Source organism: Pseudoduganella sp. S-14, from assembly GCF_049913285.1.
Taxonomy (GTDB): domain Bacteria; phylum Pseudomonadota; class Gammaproteobacteria; order Burkholderiales; family Burkholderiaceae_D; genus Rugamonas.
This window is the reverse complement of the sequence record NZ_CP183991.1, coordinates 5,729,080-5,746,186: the sequence shown is the minus strand read 5'-3', so window position 1 is coordinate 5,746,186 and position 17,107 is coordinate 5,729,080. Positions and strand designations below refer to the sequence as shown.

General features: G+C 63.1%; 15 protein-coding genes. 10 read left to right on the top strand and 5 right to left on the bottom strand.

Translation table 11 applies throughout. The features are described 5' to 3' along the window. Position 1 precedes the first annotated feature (1 nt). Genes paaH through paaZ form a run of 6 tightly spaced genes read left to right on the top strand, consistent with a single transcriptional unit; the run spans position 2 to position 7,209 of the window. On the top strand, positions 2-1,555 hold the full coding sequence (paaH, locus tag ACN9MZ_RS26515; protein ID WP_426339803.1) for a 3-hydroxyacyl-CoA dehydrogenase PaaH: 1,554 nt from the start codon (positions 2-4) through the stop codon (positions 1,553-1,555). Beyond that, positions 1,548-1,994 (top strand): hydroxyphenylacetyl-CoA thioesterase PaaI, encoded by a 447-nt coding sequence (paaI, locus tag ACN9MZ_RS26510; protein ID WP_426339802.1) that lies wholly within the window; start codon positions 1,548-1,550, stop codon positions 1,992-1,994. The genes paaH and paaI overlap by 8 nt, the downstream gene beginning before the upstream one ends. A gap of 17 nt (positions 1,995-2,011) precedes the next feature. Further along, positions 2,012-3,322: a phenylacetate--CoA ligase PaaK gene (gene paaK / locus ACN9MZ_RS26505; protein WP_426339801.1), complete on the top strand. Its 1,311-nt coding sequence runs from the start codon at positions 2,012-2,014 to the stop codon at positions 3,320-3,322. A 2-nt stretch (positions 3,323-3,324) separates the two neighbouring features. Then, positions 3,325-4,530, top strand: coding sequence for a 3-oxoadipyl-CoA thiolase (pcaF, locus tag ACN9MZ_RS26500; protein WP_426339800.1), 1,206 nt, complete (start codon positions 3,325-3,327; stop codon positions 4,528-4,530). A 2-nt stretch (positions 4,531-4,532) separates the two neighbouring features. Beyond that, on the top strand, positions 4,533-5,150 hold the full coding sequence (paaY, locus tag ACN9MZ_RS26495; protein ID WP_426339799.1) for a phenylacetic acid degradation protein PaaY: 618 nt from the start codon (positions 4,533-4,535) through the stop codon (positions 5,148-5,150). A 13-nt stretch (positions 5,151-5,163) separates the two neighbouring features. Continuing rightward, positions 5,164-7,209 carry a phenylacetic acid degradation bifunctional protein PaaZ gene (gene paaZ, locus ACN9MZ_RS26490; RefSeq protein ID WP_426339798.1) on the top strand — a complete coding sequence of 682 codons (2,046 nt, stop codon included), beginning with the start codon at positions 5,164-5,166 and terminating at the stop codon, positions 7,207-7,209. Between the two features lie 157 nt (positions 7,210-7,366). Here paaZ and ACN9MZ_RS26485 read toward each other — a convergent pair whose 3' ends face one another. Beyond that, positions 7,367-7,651 carry a hypothetical protein gene (locus ACN9MZ_RS26485; RefSeq protein WP_426339797.1) on the bottom strand — a complete coding sequence of 95 codons (285 nt, stop codon included), beginning with the start codon at positions 7,649-7,651 and terminating at the stop codon, positions 7,367-7,369. Further along, a complete protein-coding gene (locus tag ACN9MZ_RS26480) occupies positions 7,626-8,048 on the bottom strand; it encodes a hypothetical protein (RefSeq protein WP_426339796.1) in 423 nt (140 codons plus the stop codon). Before ACN9MZ_RS26480 ends, ACN9MZ_RS26485 begins: the two co-directional genes overlap by 26 nt. Before the next feature lie 116 nt (positions 8,049-8,164). Here ACN9MZ_RS26480 and ACN9MZ_RS26475 point away from each other — a divergent pair, with 116 nt between their 5' ends. Further along, positions 8,165-8,611 carry a DUF2846 domain-containing protein gene (locus tag ACN9MZ_RS26475; RefSeq protein WP_426339795.1) on the top strand — a complete coding sequence of 149 codons (447 nt, stop codon included), beginning with the start codon at positions 8,165-8,167 and terminating at the stop codon, positions 8,609-8,611. Here ACN9MZ_RS26475 and ACN9MZ_RS26470 read toward each other — a convergent pair whose 3' ends face one another. The 3 genes from ACN9MZ_RS26470 to ACN9MZ_RS26460 form a co-directional block, all read right to left on the bottom strand. Next, on the bottom strand, positions 8,612-9,844 hold the full coding sequence (locus ACN9MZ_RS26470) for a M24 family metallopeptidase (RefSeq protein WP_426339794.1): 1,233 nt from the start codon (positions 9,842-9,844) through the stop codon (positions 8,612-8,614). 117 nt (positions 9,845-9,961) lie between these two features. Then, complete coding sequence (locus tag ACN9MZ_RS26465) at positions 9,962-12,478, bottom strand: M4 family metallopeptidase (RefSeq protein WP_426339793.1); 2,517 nt, start codon at positions 12,476-12,478, stop codon at positions 9,962-9,964. Positions 12,479-12,675: 197 nt separating this feature from the next. Further along, on the bottom strand, positions 12,676-15,189 hold the full coding sequence (locus ACN9MZ_RS26460; RefSeq protein WP_426339792.1) for a M4 family metallopeptidase: 2,514 nt from the start codon (positions 15,187-15,189) through the stop codon (positions 12,676-12,678). A gap of 348 nt (positions 15,190-15,537) precedes the next feature. Between ACN9MZ_RS26460 and ACN9MZ_RS26455 the strand changes: the two genes are divergently transcribed. The 3 genes from ACN9MZ_RS26455 to ACN9MZ_RS26445 are packed head-to-tail and all read left to right on the top strand — an operon-like array spanning position 15,538 to position 17,093. Further along, positions 15,538-16,200, top strand: a complete 663-nt coding sequence (locus ACN9MZ_RS26455; protein WP_426339791.1) for a hypothetical protein — start codon at positions 15,538-15,540, stop codon at positions 16,198-16,200. A 39-nt stretch (positions 16,201-16,239) separates the two neighbouring features. Next, the gene (locus ACN9MZ_RS26450) at positions 16,240-16,617 is read left to right on the top strand and encodes a glyoxalase superfamily protein (RefSeq protein WP_426339790.1); all 378 of its coding nucleotides are present in this window, start codon (positions 16,240-16,242) and stop codon (positions 16,615-16,617) included. A gap of 5 nt (positions 16,618-16,622) precedes the next feature. After that, the gene (locus ACN9MZ_RS26445) at positions 16,623-17,093 is read left to right on the top strand and encodes a hypothetical protein (RefSeq protein WP_426339789.1); all 471 of its coding nucleotides are present in this window, start codon (positions 16,623-16,625) and stop codon (positions 17,091-17,093) included. The last annotated feature ends 14 nt before the right edge of the window (positions 17,094-17,107 follow it).

Here is a 17,107-nt window from a genome sequence, read left to right as displayed (position 1 = left end):
CATGGCGGCTCTGGCGAAAGACAGTGTCGTTGCCGTCATCGGCAGCGGGGCAATGGGTTCCGGCATCGCGCAGGTTGCAGCGGCTTCCGGCTACACGGTCAAGCTGTTCGACACCCGTGCCGAAGCGGTGGAAAAGGCGATTGCCGATATCGGCAAGGTGTATGGCAAGCTGGTTGAAAAGGGCAAGATGTCCGGCGCCGATGCCGACGCCGCGCGCGGCCGCCTGCACGGCGTGGCCGGTCTGGCCGACGTCGCCGATGCAAAGCTGGTGGTGGAAGCCATTGTCGAAAACCTGGACGTCAAGCGCAGCCTGTTCGCCGACCTGGAAGGCATTGTCGGCGACGACGCCATCCTAGCCACCAATACTTCTTCGATTTCCGTTACCGCCATTGCCGCCAAGCTGCGCAAACCGCAGCGCCTGGTTGGCATGCACTTCTTTAACCCGGTGCCGCTGATGGCGCTGGTGGAAGTGATCAGCGGCCTGGCCACCGATGCCTCCGTTGCCGAAACCGTGTACGACACCTCGGTCGCCTGGGGCAAGAATCCGGTGCACGCCAAGTCCACGCCGGGTTTCATCGTCAACCGCGTGGCGCGCCCGTATTACGCCGAAAGCTGGCGCCTGCTGAACGAACAGGTCGCCGATGCCGCCACCATCGACGCGGTGATGCGCGAAGGCGGCGGCTTCCGCATGGGCCCCTTCGAGCTGATGGACCTGATCGGCCACGACGTGAACTACTCCGTCACCGAATCCGTATTCCGCGCCTACTACAACGACCCGCGCTTCACGCCGTCCGTGCTGCAGCAGGAGATGGTGAACGCGGGCTTCCTGGGCCGCAAGTCCGGTCGCGGCTTCTACGATTACAGCGACGGCGCGGCAGCACCGCTGCCGCGCTCCGAAGCGCCGCAGCCGCTGCCGGAGTACATCGGCTACAGCTTCGAGCCGGGCGACCACACCGCCATCGCAACCACGATCATCGAGCGCCTGAAGGCGCGCGGCGTTGCCGTCACCAAGCGCAATTCCGCCGAAGGGCACCGCTCCTCCGAAGCCCCGGCCTTCCATACCAACGGCGCCGCCATCTACCTGACCGACGGCCGCACCGCCACCCAGCGCGCGCGCGACGACAAGCATGACGACATGGTGCTGTACGACCTGGTATTCGACTTCAATGCTTCGCCGCGCATTGCCATCGCGTGCAGCGACCAGTGCAGCCCGCGCGCCATGGCATCGGCCATCGGCATGTTCCAGGCTGCCGGCTTCACCGTGACGCGACTGGATGACGTGCCGGGCCTGGCCGTGATGCGCACGGTTGCCATGCTGGCCAATGAAGCGGCCGACGCCGTCAACCAGGGCGTCTGCAGCGCGCAGGCGGCCGACCTGGCGATGCAGAAGGGCGTGAATTATCCGCGCGGCCCGCTGGCCTGGGCGGACATGGTCGGCGTCAGGCACGTCGTGACAGTGCTGGAGAACCTGGCAGGCAGCTACGGCGAAGACCGCTACCGCGTGTCGCCGCTGCTGCGCCGCCGAGAACAGAGCGGAGCCAGGATCCATGCATAACCCCAAGATGCACCCGCAGGCCCTGGCCGAAGCGGCCGGCGCGGCGATGTTCGCGCGCGATGCCGCCAGCCAGGCCCTCGGCATGAAGTTGGTAGAAATCCGCCCCGGCTATGCGCGCATGACCATGCCGGTGCGCAGCGATATGCTGAACGGGCACCAGACTTGCCACGGCGGCTTTATCTTTGCGTTGGCGGATAGTGCTTTCGCATTCGCGTGCAACAGCCATAACCACACGACGGTTGGCGCGGGCTGCACGATCGACTACCTCGCCCCCGGGCGGATGGATGACTTGCTGACGGCGGAGGCGGTCGAACGCACGCTGGTCGGCAAGACCGGCATCTACGATGTCACCGTCAGCAACCAGGAGGGCAAGATGATCGCCACTTTCCGCGGCAAATCGCACCGCGTCGCCGGAGAGGTGGTTCCAACCCATAGCTAGTTGATGGAGGTAGCACCGTGGTCCAACGCATTCCCGCCCCTTCCGACCTGGAGCCGATCGAGCGCGCCAGCCGTGACGAATTGCAGGCGCTCCAGCTCGAGCGCCTGAAATGGTCGCTGATGCACGCATACGAGAACGTGCCGCACTACCGCAAGGCCTTTGACGAGAAGGGTGTGCATCCGAACGACCTGAAGTCCCTGTCCGACCTGGCAAAGTTCCCGTTCACGGACAAGAAGACCCTGCGCGACAACTATCCCTTCGGATTGTTTGCGGTGCCGCGCGAAAAAGTCGTGCGCGTCCATGCCTCCAGCGGCACCACCGGCAAGCCGACCGTGGTCGGCTACACCCAGCGCGATATCGATATGTGGGCCGACGTCGTGGCGCGCTCCATTCGTGCAGCGGGCGGCCGCGCCGGCGACATGGTGCACATCTCCTACGGCTACGGCCTGTTTACCGGCGGCCTGGGCGCGCATTATGGCGCCGAACGCCTGGGCTGCACTGTGATCCCGATGTCCGGCGGCCAGACCGAGAAGCAGGTGCAACTGATCCAGGACTTCAAGCCATCGATCATCATGGTCACGCCGTCCTACATGCTCAACATCGTCGAGGAATTCCAGCGCCAGGGATTGGATTGCGCCAAGTCCTCGCTGCAGGTAGGCATCTTCGGCGCCGAGCCGTGGACCAACGCCATGCGCGGCGAGATAGAACGGCGCGCCGGCATCGACGCGGTGGACATCTACGGCCTGTCGGAAGTGATCGGCCCCGGCGTGGCCAGCGAGTGCATCGAATCGAAAGACGGCCCGGTGATCTGGGAAGACCAGTTCTATCCGGAGATCATTGACCCGGAGACCGGCGAAGTGCTGCCCGATGGTGAAGAGGGCGAACTGGTGTTCACCTCCCTGAGCAAGGAAGCCATGCCGGTGATCCGCTACCGCACGCGCGACCTCACGCGACTGCTGCCGCCGACTTCGCGTTCCATGCGCCGCATCGGCAAGATCACCGGCCGCTCGGACGACATGCTGATCATCCGCGGGGTAAACGTGTTCCCGACCCAGATCGAGGAACAGATCTGCAAGCTGCCCAAGCTCGAACCGCAATACCAGTTGGTGGTAACCCGCGACGGTCACCTCGACAAGCTGGAAGTGCTGGTGGAGCTGAGCGCCGGACTGGCGCGCGCCGATGCGGGCGACGTGGCGCGCGAACTGGAACAACGCATCAAGACCAATGTCGGCGTGAGCACCACCGTCACGCTGGTCGGCGTGGGCGGCATCGAACGCACCGCGACCGGCAAGGCCAAACGAGTAATCGATAAACGACCTAAGGAATAACAATGACCGAAGCATTCATCTGCGACGCCGTTCGCACACCGTTCGGCCGCTACGGCGGCGCACTGGCAGGCGTGCGCGCCGACGACCTGGCGGCGATCCCGATCGCAGCACTGATGGCGCGCAATCCTTCCGTCGACTGGAAACAGGTGGACGATGTCTACTACGGCTGCGCCAACGGCGCCGGCGAAGACAACCGCAACGTGGGCCGCATGGCCGGCTTGCTGGCCGGCCTGCCGGTGGAGGTGCCGGGCAACACTATCAACCGCCTGTGCGGTTCTTCGCTGGATGCAGTCGGCATCGCGGCCCGCGCCATCAAGTCGGGCGAAGTGCAACTGGTGATCGCGGGCGGCGTGGAAAGCATGACCCGAGCGCCTTTCGTCATGGGCAAGGCCGACAGCGCCTTCTCCCGCAGCGCGAAGATCGAAGACACTACCATCGGCTGGCGCTTCGTCAACCCGCTGATGAAGGCGCAATACGGCATCGACTCGATGCCGGAGACCGCGGAAAACGTGGCCGAACAATGGGCGGTGGCACGCGCCGACCAGGATGCCTTCGCCATCCGCAGCCAGCAGCGCTGGGCAGCAGCCCACGCAGCCGGCTTCTTCAAGGGCGAGATCGTGCCGGTCACCATACCGCAGAAAAAAGGCGAACCGAAGGTGGTAGACACCGACGAACACCCGCGCCCAGACACCACCATTGAGGCGCTGGCCAAGCTGAAAGGCGTGGTCAAGCCGGATGGCAGTGTCACCGCCGGCAATGCCTCCGGCGTCAACGACGGCGCCTGCGCATTGCTGCTGGCATCCGCTGCTGCAGTCGACAAATTCGGTCTGAGGCCGCGCGCCAGGGTGCTGGGCATGGCGACCGCCGGCCTGGCGCCGCGCATCATGGGCTTCGGTCCATCGCCGGCCAGCAAGAAGCTGCTGGCGCAACTGGGCATGACCATCGAACAGATGGACGTGATCGAATTGAACGAGGCCTTTGCCGCGCAGGGCCTGGCAGTGACCCGCGACCTGGGACTGAAGGACGACGATGCCCGCGTCAACCCGAACGGCGGCGCGATTGCCATCGGCCACCCGCTGGGCGCCTCGGGCGCGCGCCTGGTGACTACCGCGCTGAACCAGCTCGAACGTACCGGCGGCCGCTACGCGCTGTGCACCATGTGCATCGGGGTCGGCCAGGGCATCGCGCTGGTGATCGAGCGAGTGTGACCATGCCTTGCTACGAGATCAATGGCGTGCGGCCTGTGGTCCATCCCACGGCCTATGTGCACCCGACCGCAGTGCTGGTCGGCGACGTGATCGTCGGTCCGCGCTGCTATGTGGCGCCGCTGGCATCGCTGCGCGGCGATTTCGGGCGCCTGATCCTGGAGGAGGGCGCCAATGTGCAGGACACCTGCGTGATGCACGGCTTCCCCGGCGGCGACACGGTGGTCGAGCAGGACGGCCATATCGGCCACGGCGCAGTGCTGCACGGCTGCCGCATCGGCCGCAATGCGCTGGTGGGCATGAACGCGGTGGTGATGGATAACGCGGTGGTAGGTGCCGAGAGCATCGTCGGCGCAGCCGCCTTCGTCAAGGCCGGCATGGAAATCCCGCCGCGCAGCATGGTGGTCGGCGCGCCGGCCAAGATCCTGCGCCAGGTCAGCGACAGCGAGATCGCCTGGAAGACACTGGGCACCGGTCAATATCACGAGCTGGCCGTGCGCTCGATGCAGACGATGGTTGAGTGCCAGCCCGACACCGAGGTTACCGCGGGCCGCCAGCGCATGCAATGGGACACTTCGCTGCCAATGCACCTGCACAAGCAAGCATTCGACAATAAACAGTAATCGGAGACTACAAATGGTACACACCCTGCAAAGCTTCATCGGCGGCCGCTGGCAAGGCAAGGAAGCCGCGACCGCGCTGCACAGCGCCCTGGACAACCGCGTCATCTACCACACCCACGCCGAACAGCTGGACTTCGCCGAAGCCGTGCACTACGGCCGCAAAACCGGCATTCCGGCCCTGATGAAGCTGGACTTCCAGACTCGCGCCCAGCGCCTGAAAGCCCTGGCGATGTACCTGATGGAGCGCAAGGAAGAACTGTATGCGATCTCGCACCTGACCGGTGCAACTCGCCCCGACAGCTGGGTCGACGTGGAAGGCGGCATTGGCACCCTGTTCGCCTACGCCAGCATGGGCAGCCGCGAACTGCCATCGTCGAACGTGCTGCATGAAGGCCCTGCCATGGCGCTGGGCAAGCGCGGCGGCTTCTCCGGCACCCACATCCTGGTGCCGCGCGGCGGCATAGCGGTGCACATCAACGCTTTCAACTTCCCGATCTGGGGCTTGCTGGAAAAGTTCGCCCCATCCTTCCTGGCTGCCATGCCGTGCATCGGCAAGCCTGCCAGCGCGACTTCCTACCTGACCGAGGCGCTGATCCGCATGGTCAACGATTCCGGCCTGCTGCCGGAAGGCTCGCTGCAACTGGTCATCGGCAGCACCGGCGACTTGCTGGACCGCCTGGGCGGTGCAGACGCGGTGACCTTCACCGGTTCCGCCGACACCGCGGCCAAGCTGCGCTCCAACCGCAACCTGATTGCCAACTCCGTCCCGTTCACGGCCGAAGCGGACTCGCTGAACTGCGCGATCCTGGCGCCGGACGTCACGCCTGACGATCCCGAATTCGACTTGTTCGTGAAAGAAGTGCAACGTGAAATGACCACCAAGGCAGGCCAGAAATGTACCGCGGTGCGCCGCATCATCGTGCCGCGCCAGCATGCGGACGCGGTGGCGGAAAAACTGCGCGAACGCCTGGCCAAGGTCGTGGTGGGCGATCCATCGGTGGACGGCGTGCGCATGGGCGCACTGGCCTCGAAGGACCAGCAGCGCGACGTGGCCGAGCGCGTGGCGCAACTGGCGCAAGGCAATGAGATCCTGTTCGGCGGAGCCGGTTCGCTGAAGCTGGTAGGCGAGGGCGTCGAGAATGGCGCCTTCTTCTCGCCGACGCTGCTGCTGTGCCGTAACGCGCTGGACAACGACGCCGTGCACGATGTGGAAGCCTTCGGCCCGGTCAGCACCATGATGACCTACGATACGATCGACGAGGCGCTGGAACTGGCTGCGCGCGGCAAGGGTTCCCTGGTATCCACGCTGGTGACCAAGGACCCGGCAACCGCTGCCTACGCCGTGCCGATTGCCGCTGCCTCGCATGGCCGCGTGCACGTGCTGGATCGGGAAGCTTCGGTCGATTCCACCGGTCACGGCTCGCCGCTGCCGCAACTGAAGCACGGCGGCCCGGGCCGCGCCGGCGGCGGCGAAGAACTGGGCGGCATCCGCGCCGTGCGCCATTTCCTGCAGCGCGCCGCGGTGCAGGGTTCGCCGACCATGCTGACTGCCATCACCGGCGAGTACGTGCGCGGCGGTGCCGTCAAGGAAGGCGATATCCATCCGTTCCGCAAGACCTTCGAAGACCTGGCAATCGGCGATTCGCTGCTGACCCATCGCCGCACCGTGAGCGAAGCCGATATCGTCAACTTCGGCGGCATTTCGGGTGACTACTTCTACATGCACTTCGATGAGATCGCCGCCAAGGACACCCAGTTCGGCAAGCGCATCGCCCACGGCTACTTCGTGCTGTCGGCGGCGGCGGGCCTGTTCGTGTCGCCTGCGCCCGGCCCGGTGCTGGCCAACTACGGCCTGGACAACCTGCGCTTCATCACGCCGGTAGCGATCGGCGACACCATCCGCGCCCGCCTGACCTGCAAGCGCAAGGTCGACCGCAACCGCACCGACGACAAGGGCCGCGGCCAGGGCGTGGTGGCGTGGGACGTGCAGGTGACCAACCAGAACGACGAACTGGTTGCAAGCTACGACATCCTGACTCTCGTATCCAAGCGCGCCTGACGTTCCAGCATATGCCGGCAAGCGGTGCCGCCGGCGGTGCCGTTTGCCGGCACGACATCGCTGAGGCGAAATATCTCAAGCGGCGTGTTCCCAGCCGGTTGGTTCCGCACTGTCACGGGCGAATGTGCGGCCAGTATGAACCTGCTGTGAAACGCAGCTACATCATCATTATGTAGATCACGCCTGCAAACGCAAGAATGATCAGCGCCACGGCCGACCACTTCAATTTGTAATGACGTGCATGGCAGCGCTGACAAACCCGCATTTTCGCACCGCCACCGCTTGCCAGCGGGAGCTCTTCATAGGTATTCCAGTTGATTTCCGCAGCGCAGAGCGCGCAAGCACCGCGTTCATTACGCCTTCCGCCGCGCCATTGCCGCAGCCGGTCGGTCAATAGCGCCGCCACCAGCAGCGCACTAAATAGCAGGAACAGTATCTTCATTGTGCGCCGACTTTAGCATAAGCCAGCAAGCGCTGCCCGCTGCAAGTCCGGCGAGGAAAAGCATCGGGGCCAGCCGCACCAGATGGCGCGGGGAATAGGCGCATGCCAGCAAAGGCAGGAACGCCATGGCGGTAAGGACTGCACCGCCGACGAAGAAGTAGGGGCTGCGGATGCCGCGGCGCACGGCCAGCGTCATCGCGCCTGCATAAGGCAGGACCGAGGCGGCGAAAGCCATGATCCATGCCAGTACCAGTGTAGCAAGGGGAAAGCGGAAGGTTTTATCGCCGTTCACGACGAAGTCCCACAGCTCGTTGCCGAAGACGAAGGTGAGTGCGGCGCAGCTAACCGCAAGAAGGTGGGCGTACATGACGCGCTGCATCGAGGTAGAGATGTTCATGAGCGGTACTTTAGATGGCCTGTATGCGTTCAGAATGAAGCGATTATGAAATGCCACAAGCGGACATGGATTCGCTACACTGCGGGCTGCGCCGCTCTCAACTTCTAAAGGTAAGTATGAAATTCATATCGCTGGCGGCAATTGCCGCCATGGCCCTGCTGACGGGCTGCACTTCGGTATCCGGCACCAGGTTTGCGCAGCAGGAATCGGTCATGCCCAAGCTGTCGTCCGACCAGGGACGCGTGTATTTCTATCGCGTTGACGCGCTCACAGGCGGCGGCATGACGGCCCCGGTCAAGCTGGATGGGATCGTGGTAGGCGACTCGCTTCCAGGCGGCTACTTCTATGTCGATGCAGCGCCGGGCAAGCACGAAGTATCCGTCGCCACCCGGGTTACCAGGAAGCTCGGTTTCGTTCTTGAACCTGGGGAAACCAAGTACGTGCGCACCAAGGCGCAGTTTGAGGAGAAGGTCGGCCGCGTGGTGCCGGAACTGGTCAGCGCCGAAGAAGCCCGAAGGGAACTGCCGTCCCTGAACTTCACCGGCGCGCCAGCGTCCAACTGATCAAGCCTGCAATCCGAATGGATCGTCGATGGAGTGTGATGGCTTGGTGAACCAGCGCGGGCCGTCTTCCGCCATGTAGAAGTGGTCTTCGTGGCGCACGCCAAATTCGCCTGGCACCACGATCATCGGCTCGTTCGAGAAGGTCATGCCGACGTCCAGCGGCGTCTTGTCGCCGCCGACCAGGTATGGCCATTCGTGGATGTCCAGGCCGATGCCGTGGCCGGTGCGGTGGGGCAGGCCTGGCAACTTGTATTCCGGGCCGAAGCCGGCCGCCTGCAGTGAACGGCGCGCGGCCATGTCGACCTCTTCGCACGGCACGCCCAGCTGGGCTGCTTCAAACGCAGCCAGTTGCGCTGCCTTCTCCGCATTCCACACGGCGCGCTGGTGCTCGCTCGCTTCGCCGTACACATAGGTGCGGGTGATGTCGGAAATGTAGTTGTGCAGCTTGCAGCCGGTGTCGATCAGCACTGTGTCGCCTTGCTTCAGCGTCTGCACGTAAGAGACGCCGTGCGGGAAGGAGCTGGCCACGCCGAACAGCACGATCACGAAGTAGGAGCCGGCCGGCGCGCCCACCTTGCGGTGCGCCTTGTCGATGAATTCCGCCACCTCGGTGGTGGTGATGCCTTCGCGCAGGATGCTAGCGGCGGCGATATGCACGGCCAGGGTCATGTCCTTGGCGCGCTGCATCAGGGCGATCTCCGCCTTCGACTTGCGGGTACGGCAATGGGCAGTGACGGGGCGCGCGTTTTCCAGCGCATAGCCTTCGGCCAGGGGGCGGATGCCGTCGAAGATGAAGAAGGCGGCGCTTTCGTCAATGCCGACGCGCGGCGGCTGTGCGGCATTCGGCACAATACCCATTTTCTTCAGGACCGAAATGAACAGCGCGTATGGGCTTTCATGCTCATGCCAGCAGTTGACGGCGCCTTCCACCAGCATGAACTCGTTCAGCGTATCTTCTTCAAAGGCGGGGGCGATGTATTCGACGGCGCCGCTGGCTGGCAGGATGGCGCCGACCATGCGTTCGCTCGGGTACCACTTGGTGCCGGTGAAGTAGAGCAGGTTGGAGCCTGCATTGATATAAATGGCGGCAATGCCTTGCTGGCTCATGTAGGCTTGCGCCTTGTCGATGCGTGCCAGGTGTTCATCCTTGCCGATCGGCGTGGCGCCCGCCGTCATGTCCGACAGGGATGCCAATGCCTCTTCGATAGTCTTGCCGCCGATACCAATGCCCATGCTGCCTCCTTAAAAACAAGGGAAACATCATAGCACCGCAAAGACGGGAAAAAGCCGGCTATGCAGCTATCGTATCGGGGGATGACGATAGCCGCATACCGGCCGGGATGACGAATCTTACTGGACTTGCACGCTTACCTTGTCAACAACGAAGGAAGTCTGCAGCGAGTAGTCTTCCGTCATGTTGAAGTGGATGCGCACGGTCTGGCCCTTGTACGGCAGCAGGTTGAACGTGCGGATCTGGTAACCGCTGGCCGGCATGGTGTTGTTGTAGGTTGCCAGGGTACCCAGGGTCGTGCCGGAGCTGTTCTTCACGGACACGACCATCTTGTCGTACACGGTGCTGCCCGACTCGTTGGTGTCGATATGCAGCGCGAACGACAGGGTTGCCGACGTTGCGGTGGCCGGGATGGTCACGGTCTGGTACAGGGTTTCGGTAGCGGTGGTGCCGTTACCGCCCAGCCATGCGAAGCGGCTGCCTTCGTAGGCAGTCTGGCCGCTGTAGTTGCCGATCACGCCGGTGCTGCCAGCCCATGGCGAAGTGCCGGACTCGAAGCCGCCGTTGACGATCAGTTCGCTCTGCGGCGGCGTGGTGCCCACGGTCAGGGTGGCGTTGTTCGAGGTGGCGGTCTTCGCCGGCGACGAGGAGTCGCTGACGATGGCCTTGAACACGGCGCCATTGTCCGCTGCCTGCGCGGTGAACGAGTAAGTCGCCGAAGTGGCGCCCGAGATCTGGGTGCCGTTGCGGTACCACGCGTAGCTGTAAGGCGTTGTGCCTCCGCTTGCACCCACGGTGAAGGTAGCGGTGCCGCCGGGAGCGACCGTCACGTTGTTCGGCTGCGTGGTGATCGTTACCGTATTCGGATTGGCTTCGTCCACGTCGCTGCCGACGTTGATCGCAGCGTATGCGCGCTTGACCGCGATCGATTCCGGGCTGCCTACGCCGTACAGTTCTTCCGCGGCCTGCACCGTCTTATTGCGCGCGTCGGCATAGTTGGTCGACGAGGTGAACTTGGTGGTGTTGGCCTTGAACCAGATGCGGAACGCCTTGTCGTTGCCGATACCGGTCATGGCCAGCGGCTGCTTGTTCAGGTAGGAGCTATACATCTCGCTCGAGGACGAGGAATTCGAGCCCTGGGACAGGAAGTAGAACATGCGGTTGTTCGGACCCGAGGAGTAGTGCACGTCGATATTGCCCAGGGTGCTGCTCCAGGCATCGCGCGATGCGCCGTCCTTGGAAGGCTTCCACATCCAGCGCAGCGGCTGGCCGGACTTGCTGATCTCCTTGCCCATCATCCAGTCGTTGCCGGACGGGATGGTGCTGCCGGTGCCGCCAGCGCGGGCATAGGCCTCGACCATATCGCCGGTGATGTCGGAGTTCGATTCATTCAGGCCGCCGGACTCGCCGGAGTAGTTCAGGTTGGAAGTGGCATCGGTCACGCCGTGGCCCATTTCGTGGCCAATCACGTCGATAGAACCCAGGCTGTAGAAGCTGGAGCCGTCGCCGATGTACATGCACTTGCAGCTTGGGTCGAAGAAGGCGTTGTCGTAGTTGTTGTCGACGTGGACAGCAATGTAGGTGGCGGTGTTGTTGCCGTCCAGCGAAGACCAGCCCACCACGTTCTTCAGCGTGTCGTAGGTGTTCATCAGGCCCCACAGCGCATTCACTGCAGCGGTCTGGCCGTTGGCGTTGGTGGTGCTGCCGCCGCTGATGTATTGCTGGCCGTCGCCCCAGGTGTTGGTGCTGTTGGTGTAGATGCTGCCTGGGCTTGGGTTGTTGGCCGACGAGTGGTTGGCGTTGGTGATTGCCATGCCGCCGTAGGTGCCGCCGGTGCCGCGCGAAGAGTCCAGCATCTTGTAGGTGGAGCCGGACAGGGTGGTGTTGATCGGCACGTCGCCGTTGTACTGGCTGTGGCCAACGCCGACCACGGTCTGCAGCGCGTTCCACTGCTTGATCACGGCGCCGGTCTTGGCGTTGATCACGGTGTCGCGGAACACCGGACGATTGTCCTTGTTCATGCGGGTCTTGACCAGGTAGGCCAGTTCGTAGTGGTCGACTACTTCTTCCACGTCCAGCGCGTTCAGCGCGCTTTCAGCCTTGTTGGCAGCGGCTGCGGTGCGCTGGGTCTTGACTACTGGCCAGATCAGCAATTCTGCTTCCGGCTTGATGCGGTGCTGGGTGCCCGGTGTGCGCGATACGGCGATGCGGATCGCCTCGTCGGCGCCAAAGGCAGCGGTGGTTTCCGGCGCACCTCTGCCAGAGGCCCTGGCGGCGCGCGAAGCGTCCAGGCCATTGCGGCGGTCGGACGCGGACTCGCTGACGATATTGCCGTTTTCGTCGGTGACAACGACGGACTCGGAACCGAACACGCGCAGGCCCTGGAAGGTGTGGTCGGCGCGCACGATGCGCTGGCCATTGACACCCGGGTGCTGTTCGCGCAGCTTGTAGCCATGCTCGCTATCGAGGCCGGCTGCAGAGCGAAGTGAGTCCAGGCGCGTCACCAAGTTCGCCTTGGCTTCAACGCTCATCGGTTGAGCAGGAGAGGCCATCAGGGTATCTGGCAGGACGCCTGCGAATGCAGGGGCGAACGAGGCGGCAACGGCTGCGGCCAACAGGCTTTTGCGAAGTTTCATCGACTCTCCTTGGGAACTTGGGTTGGTGGGGAGAGATGACGTTATGCCTGTTTTTTGTGCAAGTCAACAAACTTGCGAAATGAGTCATTTTTACTTATTTTGTATATTTTTAGACAATAGATTACGGTTTTATAGTCACCAAAAGAAACGGGGGCGGCCTGGTGAGCCGCCCCCGTCTGACTGCCGGTTACCGCCTGTTACTGGATTTGCAGGCTGACCTTATCAACCACGAAGGAAGTCTGCAGCGACGAGTCTTCGGTCATGTTGAAGTGCAGGCGCACGGTCTGGCCCTTGTACGGCAGCAGGTTGAAGCTGCGGATCTGGTAACCGCTGGCAGCGTTCGCATTGCTGTAGGTAGCCAGGGTGCCCAGGGTGGTGCCGGAAGAGTTCTTCACGGTCACGACCAGCTTGTCGTACGCGGTGCTGCCCGATTCCGCGGTGTCGATATGCAGCGCGAACGAGAAGTTCGCCGACGTTGCGGTCGATGGGATGGACACGGTCTGGTACAGGGTTTCGGTCGCGGTGGCGCCGTTGCCGCCCAGCCATGCGAAGCGGGTGCCTTCGTACGCACTCTGGCCGCTGTAGTTGCCGATCACGCCGGTGCTGCCAGCCCATGGCGTGGTACCGGACTCGAAACCGCCGTTCACGACCAGCTCGGATTGCTGGGTGGTGCCCACGGTCAGGGTCGCGTTGTTCGAGGTCGCGGTCTTCACCGGCGACGAGGAGTCGGTGACCACGGCATTGAACACGGCGCCGTTGTCGGCCGCCTGCGCGGTGAACGAGTAGGTAGCCGAAGTGGCGCCCGAGATCTGGGCGCCGTTGCGGTACCACTTGTAGCTGTAAGGCGAAGTGCCGCCGGTTGCGCCTACGGTGAAGCTGGCGGTGCCGCCTGCAGCCACGGTGATGTTGTTCGGCTGGGTGGAGATCGACACGCCGCTGCCGCCTGCTTCGTCGACGTCGGTGCCGACGTTGATCGCAGCGTATGCGCGTTTTACAGCGATCGATTCCTTGCTGCCCACGCCGTACAGTTCTTCCGCAGCCTGGATCACCTTGTTGCGCGCGTCAGCATAGTTGGTCGACGCGGTGAACTTGGTGGTGTTGGCCTTGAACCAGATGCGGAACGCCTTGTCGTTGCCGATACCGGTCATGGCCAGCGGCTGCTTGGTCAGGTACTGGCTGTACATCTCGCTCGAGGACGAGGAGTTCGAACCCTGGGACAGGAAATAGAACATGCGGTTGTTCGGACCCGAGGAGTAGTGCACGTTCAGGTTGCCCAGGGTGCTGCTCCAGGCATCCTTCGAGGAACCATCCTTGGAAGGCTTCCACATCCAGCGCAGCGGCTGGCCGGACTTGCTGATCTCTTTGCCCATCATCCAGTCGTTGCCGGACGGGATGGTGCTGCCGGTGCCGCCGTTGCGGGCATAGGCTTCCACCATTTCGCCGGTGATGTCGGAGTTGGACTCGTTCAGACCGCCGGATTCGCCGGAGTAGGTCAGGTTGGAGGTGGCATCGGTCACGCCGTGGCCCATTTCGTGGCCGATCACGTCGATCGAACCCAGGCTGTAGAAGCTGGAACCGTCGCCGATGTACATGCACTTGCAGTTCGGATCGAAGAAGGCGTTGTCGTAGTTGTTGTCGACGTGGACGGCAATGTAGGTCGCGGTGTTGTTGCCGTCCAGCGAGGACCAGCCCACCACGTTCTTCAGCGTGTCGTAGGTGTTCATCAGGCCCCACAGCGCATTCACTGCGGCGGTCTGGCCGTTGGCGTTGGTGGTGCTGCCGCCGCTGATGTATTGCTGGCCGTCGCCCCAGGTGTTGGTGCTGTTGGTGTAGATCGAACCAGCCTGCGGATTGGACTCTGGCGAGTGGTTGGCGTTGGTGATTGCCATGCCGCCGAAGGTGCCGCCTACGCCGCGGGTGGAGTCCAGCATCTTGTAGGTGGAGCCGGACAGGGTGGTGTTGATCGGCACGTCGCCGTTGTACTGGCTGTGGCCGACGCCGACCACGGTCTGCAGCGCATCCCACTGCTTGATCACGGCGCCGGTGGCGGCGTTGATCACGGTATCGCGGAACACAGGACGGCCGTCCTTGTTCATGCGGGTCTTGACCAGGTAGGCCAGCTCGTAATGGTCGACCACGTCTTCCACGTCCATCGCGTTCAGCGCGCTTTCGGCCTTGTTGGCGGCGGCGGCGGTGCGCTGGGTCTTGACCACTGGCCAGATCAGCAGTTCGGCTTCCGGCTTGACGCGGTGCGTTTTGCCGGCGGTGCGCGAAACAGCGATGCGGATCGCTTCGTCGGCGCCGAAGGCTGGCGTGGTGTCAGGAGCGCCCTTGCCGGTGGCGCGCGCGGAGCGATGCGCGTCCAGGCCGTTGCGGCGGTCGGATGCGGACTCGCTGACGATGTCGCCGTTTTCGTCGGTGACGACAACGGATTCGGAACCGAACACGCGCAGGCCCTGGAAGGTGTGGTCGGCGCGCAGGATGCGCTGGCCGCTGGCACCTGGGTGCTGTTCACGCATCTTGTAGCCATGCTCGCTGTCCAGGCCTGCGGCGGAACGGCGCTCGTCCAGGCGCGCAGCCAGGTTGGCCTTGGCTGCAAGGCTCATCGGCTGGGCCGGCGCGGCCATCATGGTTTCTGGCAGGACGCCTGCGAATGCGGGGGCGAAAGAAGCGGCTACAGCTGCAGCCAGCAGGCTTTTGCGAAGTTTCATCAGCTCTCCTTATGAGCGTTGGGGTTTAGGGAGAGCGGGAAGTTATGCCTGTTCTTTATGCAAGTCAAAAAAGTTGCGAAATAAGTCGTTTCTACACTTTTTGTTCAGTTTTAGACATTTGATTACATTTGCGTGGTTGTTGAACTAGCTTGCCTCGCGACGAAATGGCGCACGATTGGCGCGATTTGTAGGGAAGTTACAACGAAATAGAGGTGTTTTTCTAGTTTCGTGTTGGACGCAACACAAATATGTATCAAATTGTCACACTCATGTTGCACTAGTTGAATTTTGCGTTTTACACTAGCCCGTCATTTGTTTGACGTACCACTTAGTGAGGGCGCATCACTCATGTTGTCTATATCTACCAAAGTCGAAAGGATCGTCACGGAGTCGCCCTTCCTGAGCGAAGGGCTGCGTCGTGGCCTGATCAACCTGTCGGAACTGGCGCGCCAGCTGCAGCCGCAGCTCCAGAACGACCTATGGAAGCCTGTCGGCCAGGCGGCCGTGGTCATGGCCTTGCGCCGCGTGGCCGGGCGCCTGCCGGACAAGGATGCACATGAACTGGTGCTGGCCCAGCAGTCCGGCCAGCTGACTGCACGCACCGACCTCGTCGAATTCACTTTCCGCCGCTCGGACCGCATCGATGAATGCCACCGCCAGCTGCTGGAGCGTTCGGGCACGGGCCACGGCCTGTACCTGACCGTGACCCGCGGCAGCGAGGAAGTGGTGGTGATCTGCAGCCGCCCGTTCATCGGCCTGGTCGAACAGATCTTCGCCGGCGAGCGCCTGCTGGCGCGGCTGGAGAACCTGAACGCCGTCACGCTGCAGCTGACCGCCGACTCCTGGCGCACGCCGGGCATCTATCACGCCATCCTGAAGAAGCTGGCGTGGGACAAGGTCAACCTGATCAACCTGATCTCGACCCACACCGAGCTCACCCTGCTGCTGGAGAAGGAACACACAGGCGCCGCCTTCAGCGTCCTCTCCAACATGATCGCGCACAAGCACTGATGTACACTCCCCTGTAAGGAAACCTATAGGGGAGTTTGCATGGGCTTGAAGGACACGCAGCGGGTAGTGCCGGCATTGCGGGTGGCGAGCTACGCCGCCAGCAAGCCTTTCTATGAAGCGCTTGGCTTTCGCGAAGAGTGGACCCACCACTTCGCGCCGGGCCTGCCGACCTTTGCCTCGATGATTCTCGACGGCATGGAAATTTTCTTATCGGAACATTCGGGCGACTGCCAACCCGGCGGGCTGGTACACTTTTATGTCCCGGACGTCGATGCCTTGTATGACGACTTCCTGGAGTACGGCGTGAAAGTCGAGCAAGCGCCGAACAATGACCTGGGAGCGGACCTGCGCGTCATGTCCGTTCTCGATCCAGACAACAACCGGCTCAAATTTTTGACCCAGACCCATTGGGAGTAAGCGCAATGAAGAAAGCGCTATTGTTCGCAGTCCTTGGCATGGCGGCTGCATCGCAGGCCGCTGCGCAAGGGCTGTTCAAGTGTACGCTAGACGGCAAGGTGATTTACCAGTCCATGCCGTGTGCCAAAGGCGGCGCCCCGCTCGACTACCCGCCGCCGCCCACCGCCGCCCAGGTCAAGGCGGCCCAGGCGCGCGCCCAGGAAGAGCGCGAACGTGTGGACGAACTTGCCGTGCGCAACCGCGAAGCGCGCACAAAACAGGCCAAGGCGGAGGAGGAAGCGTCGAAGGAGGCCGCCGCCAATGCGCCCGCGGCCAAGACCAGCTGCGATTCTCTGCGTTCGCGCCGCGAAGAGCTGTACGGCAAGCGCAACGAAAACCGCCGCAATTCCCAGCTTGATGCCATGGCCAAGACCCAGGACGACATCGACAAGCTGGAAGCCCAGTACACCAAGGCCGCCTGCGGCCCGCTCGACTGAGGGGCCGCTGGCCG

What these genes read in the sequence shown, in the direction of transcription:
- paaY (WP_426339799.1), top strand. Translation starts at nt 4,533, where the DNA reads ATGCCTTGCTACGAGATCAATGGCGTGCGGCCTGTGGTCCATCCCACG.
- ACN9MZ_RS26465 (WP_426339793.1), bottom strand. Translation starts at nt 12,478, where the DNA reads ATGAAACTTCGCAAAAGCCTGTTGGCCGCAGCCGTTGCCGCCTCGTTC.
- ACN9MZ_RS26470 (WP_426339794.1), bottom strand. Translation starts at nt 9,844, where the DNA reads ATGGGCATTGGTATCGGCGGCAAGACTATCGAAGAGGCATTGGCATCC.
- ACN9MZ_RS26455 (WP_426339791.1), top strand. Translation starts at nt 15,538, where the DNA reads ATGTTGTCTATATCTACCAAAGTCGAAAGGATCGTCACGGAGTCGCCC.
- paaH (WP_426339803.1), top strand. Translation starts at nt 2, where the DNA reads ATGGCGGCTCTGGCGAAAGACAGTGTCGTTGCCGTCATCGGCAGCGGG.
- paaZ (WP_426339798.1), top strand. Translation starts at nt 5,164, where the DNA reads ATGGTACACACCCTGCAAAGCTTCATCGGCGGCCGCTGGCAAGGCAAG.
- ACN9MZ_RS26460 (WP_426339792.1), bottom strand. Translation starts at nt 15,189, where the DNA reads ATGAAACTTCGCAAAAGCCTGCTGGCTGCAGCTGTAGCCGCTTCTTTC.
- ACN9MZ_RS26480 (WP_426339796.1), bottom strand. Translation starts at nt 8,048, where the DNA reads ATGAACATCTCTACCTCGATGCAGCGCGTCATGTACGCCCACCTTCTT.
- ACN9MZ_RS26475 (WP_426339795.1), top strand. Translation starts at nt 8,165, where the DNA reads ATGAAATTCATATCGCTGGCGGCAATTGCCGCCATGGCCCTGCTGACG.
- paaI (WP_426339802.1), top strand. Translation starts at nt 1,548, where the DNA reads ATGCATAACCCCAAGATGCACCCGCAGGCCCTGGCCGAAGCGGCCGGC.
- ACN9MZ_RS26445 (WP_426339789.1), top strand. Translation starts at nt 16,623, where the DNA reads ATGAAGAAAGCGCTATTGTTCGCAGTCCTTGGCATGGCGGCTGCATCG.
- pcaF (WP_426339800.1), top strand. Translation starts at nt 3,325, where the DNA reads ATGACCGAAGCATTCATCTGCGACGCCGTTCGCACACCGTTCGGCCGC.
- ACN9MZ_RS26450 (WP_426339790.1), top strand. Translation starts at nt 16,240, where the DNA reads ATGGGCTTGAAGGACACGCAGCGGGTAGTGCCGGCATTGCGGGTGGCG.
- ACN9MZ_RS26485 (WP_426339797.1), bottom strand. Translation starts at nt 7,651, where the DNA reads ATGAAGATACTGTTCCTGCTATTTAGTGCGCTGCTGGTGGCGGCGCTA.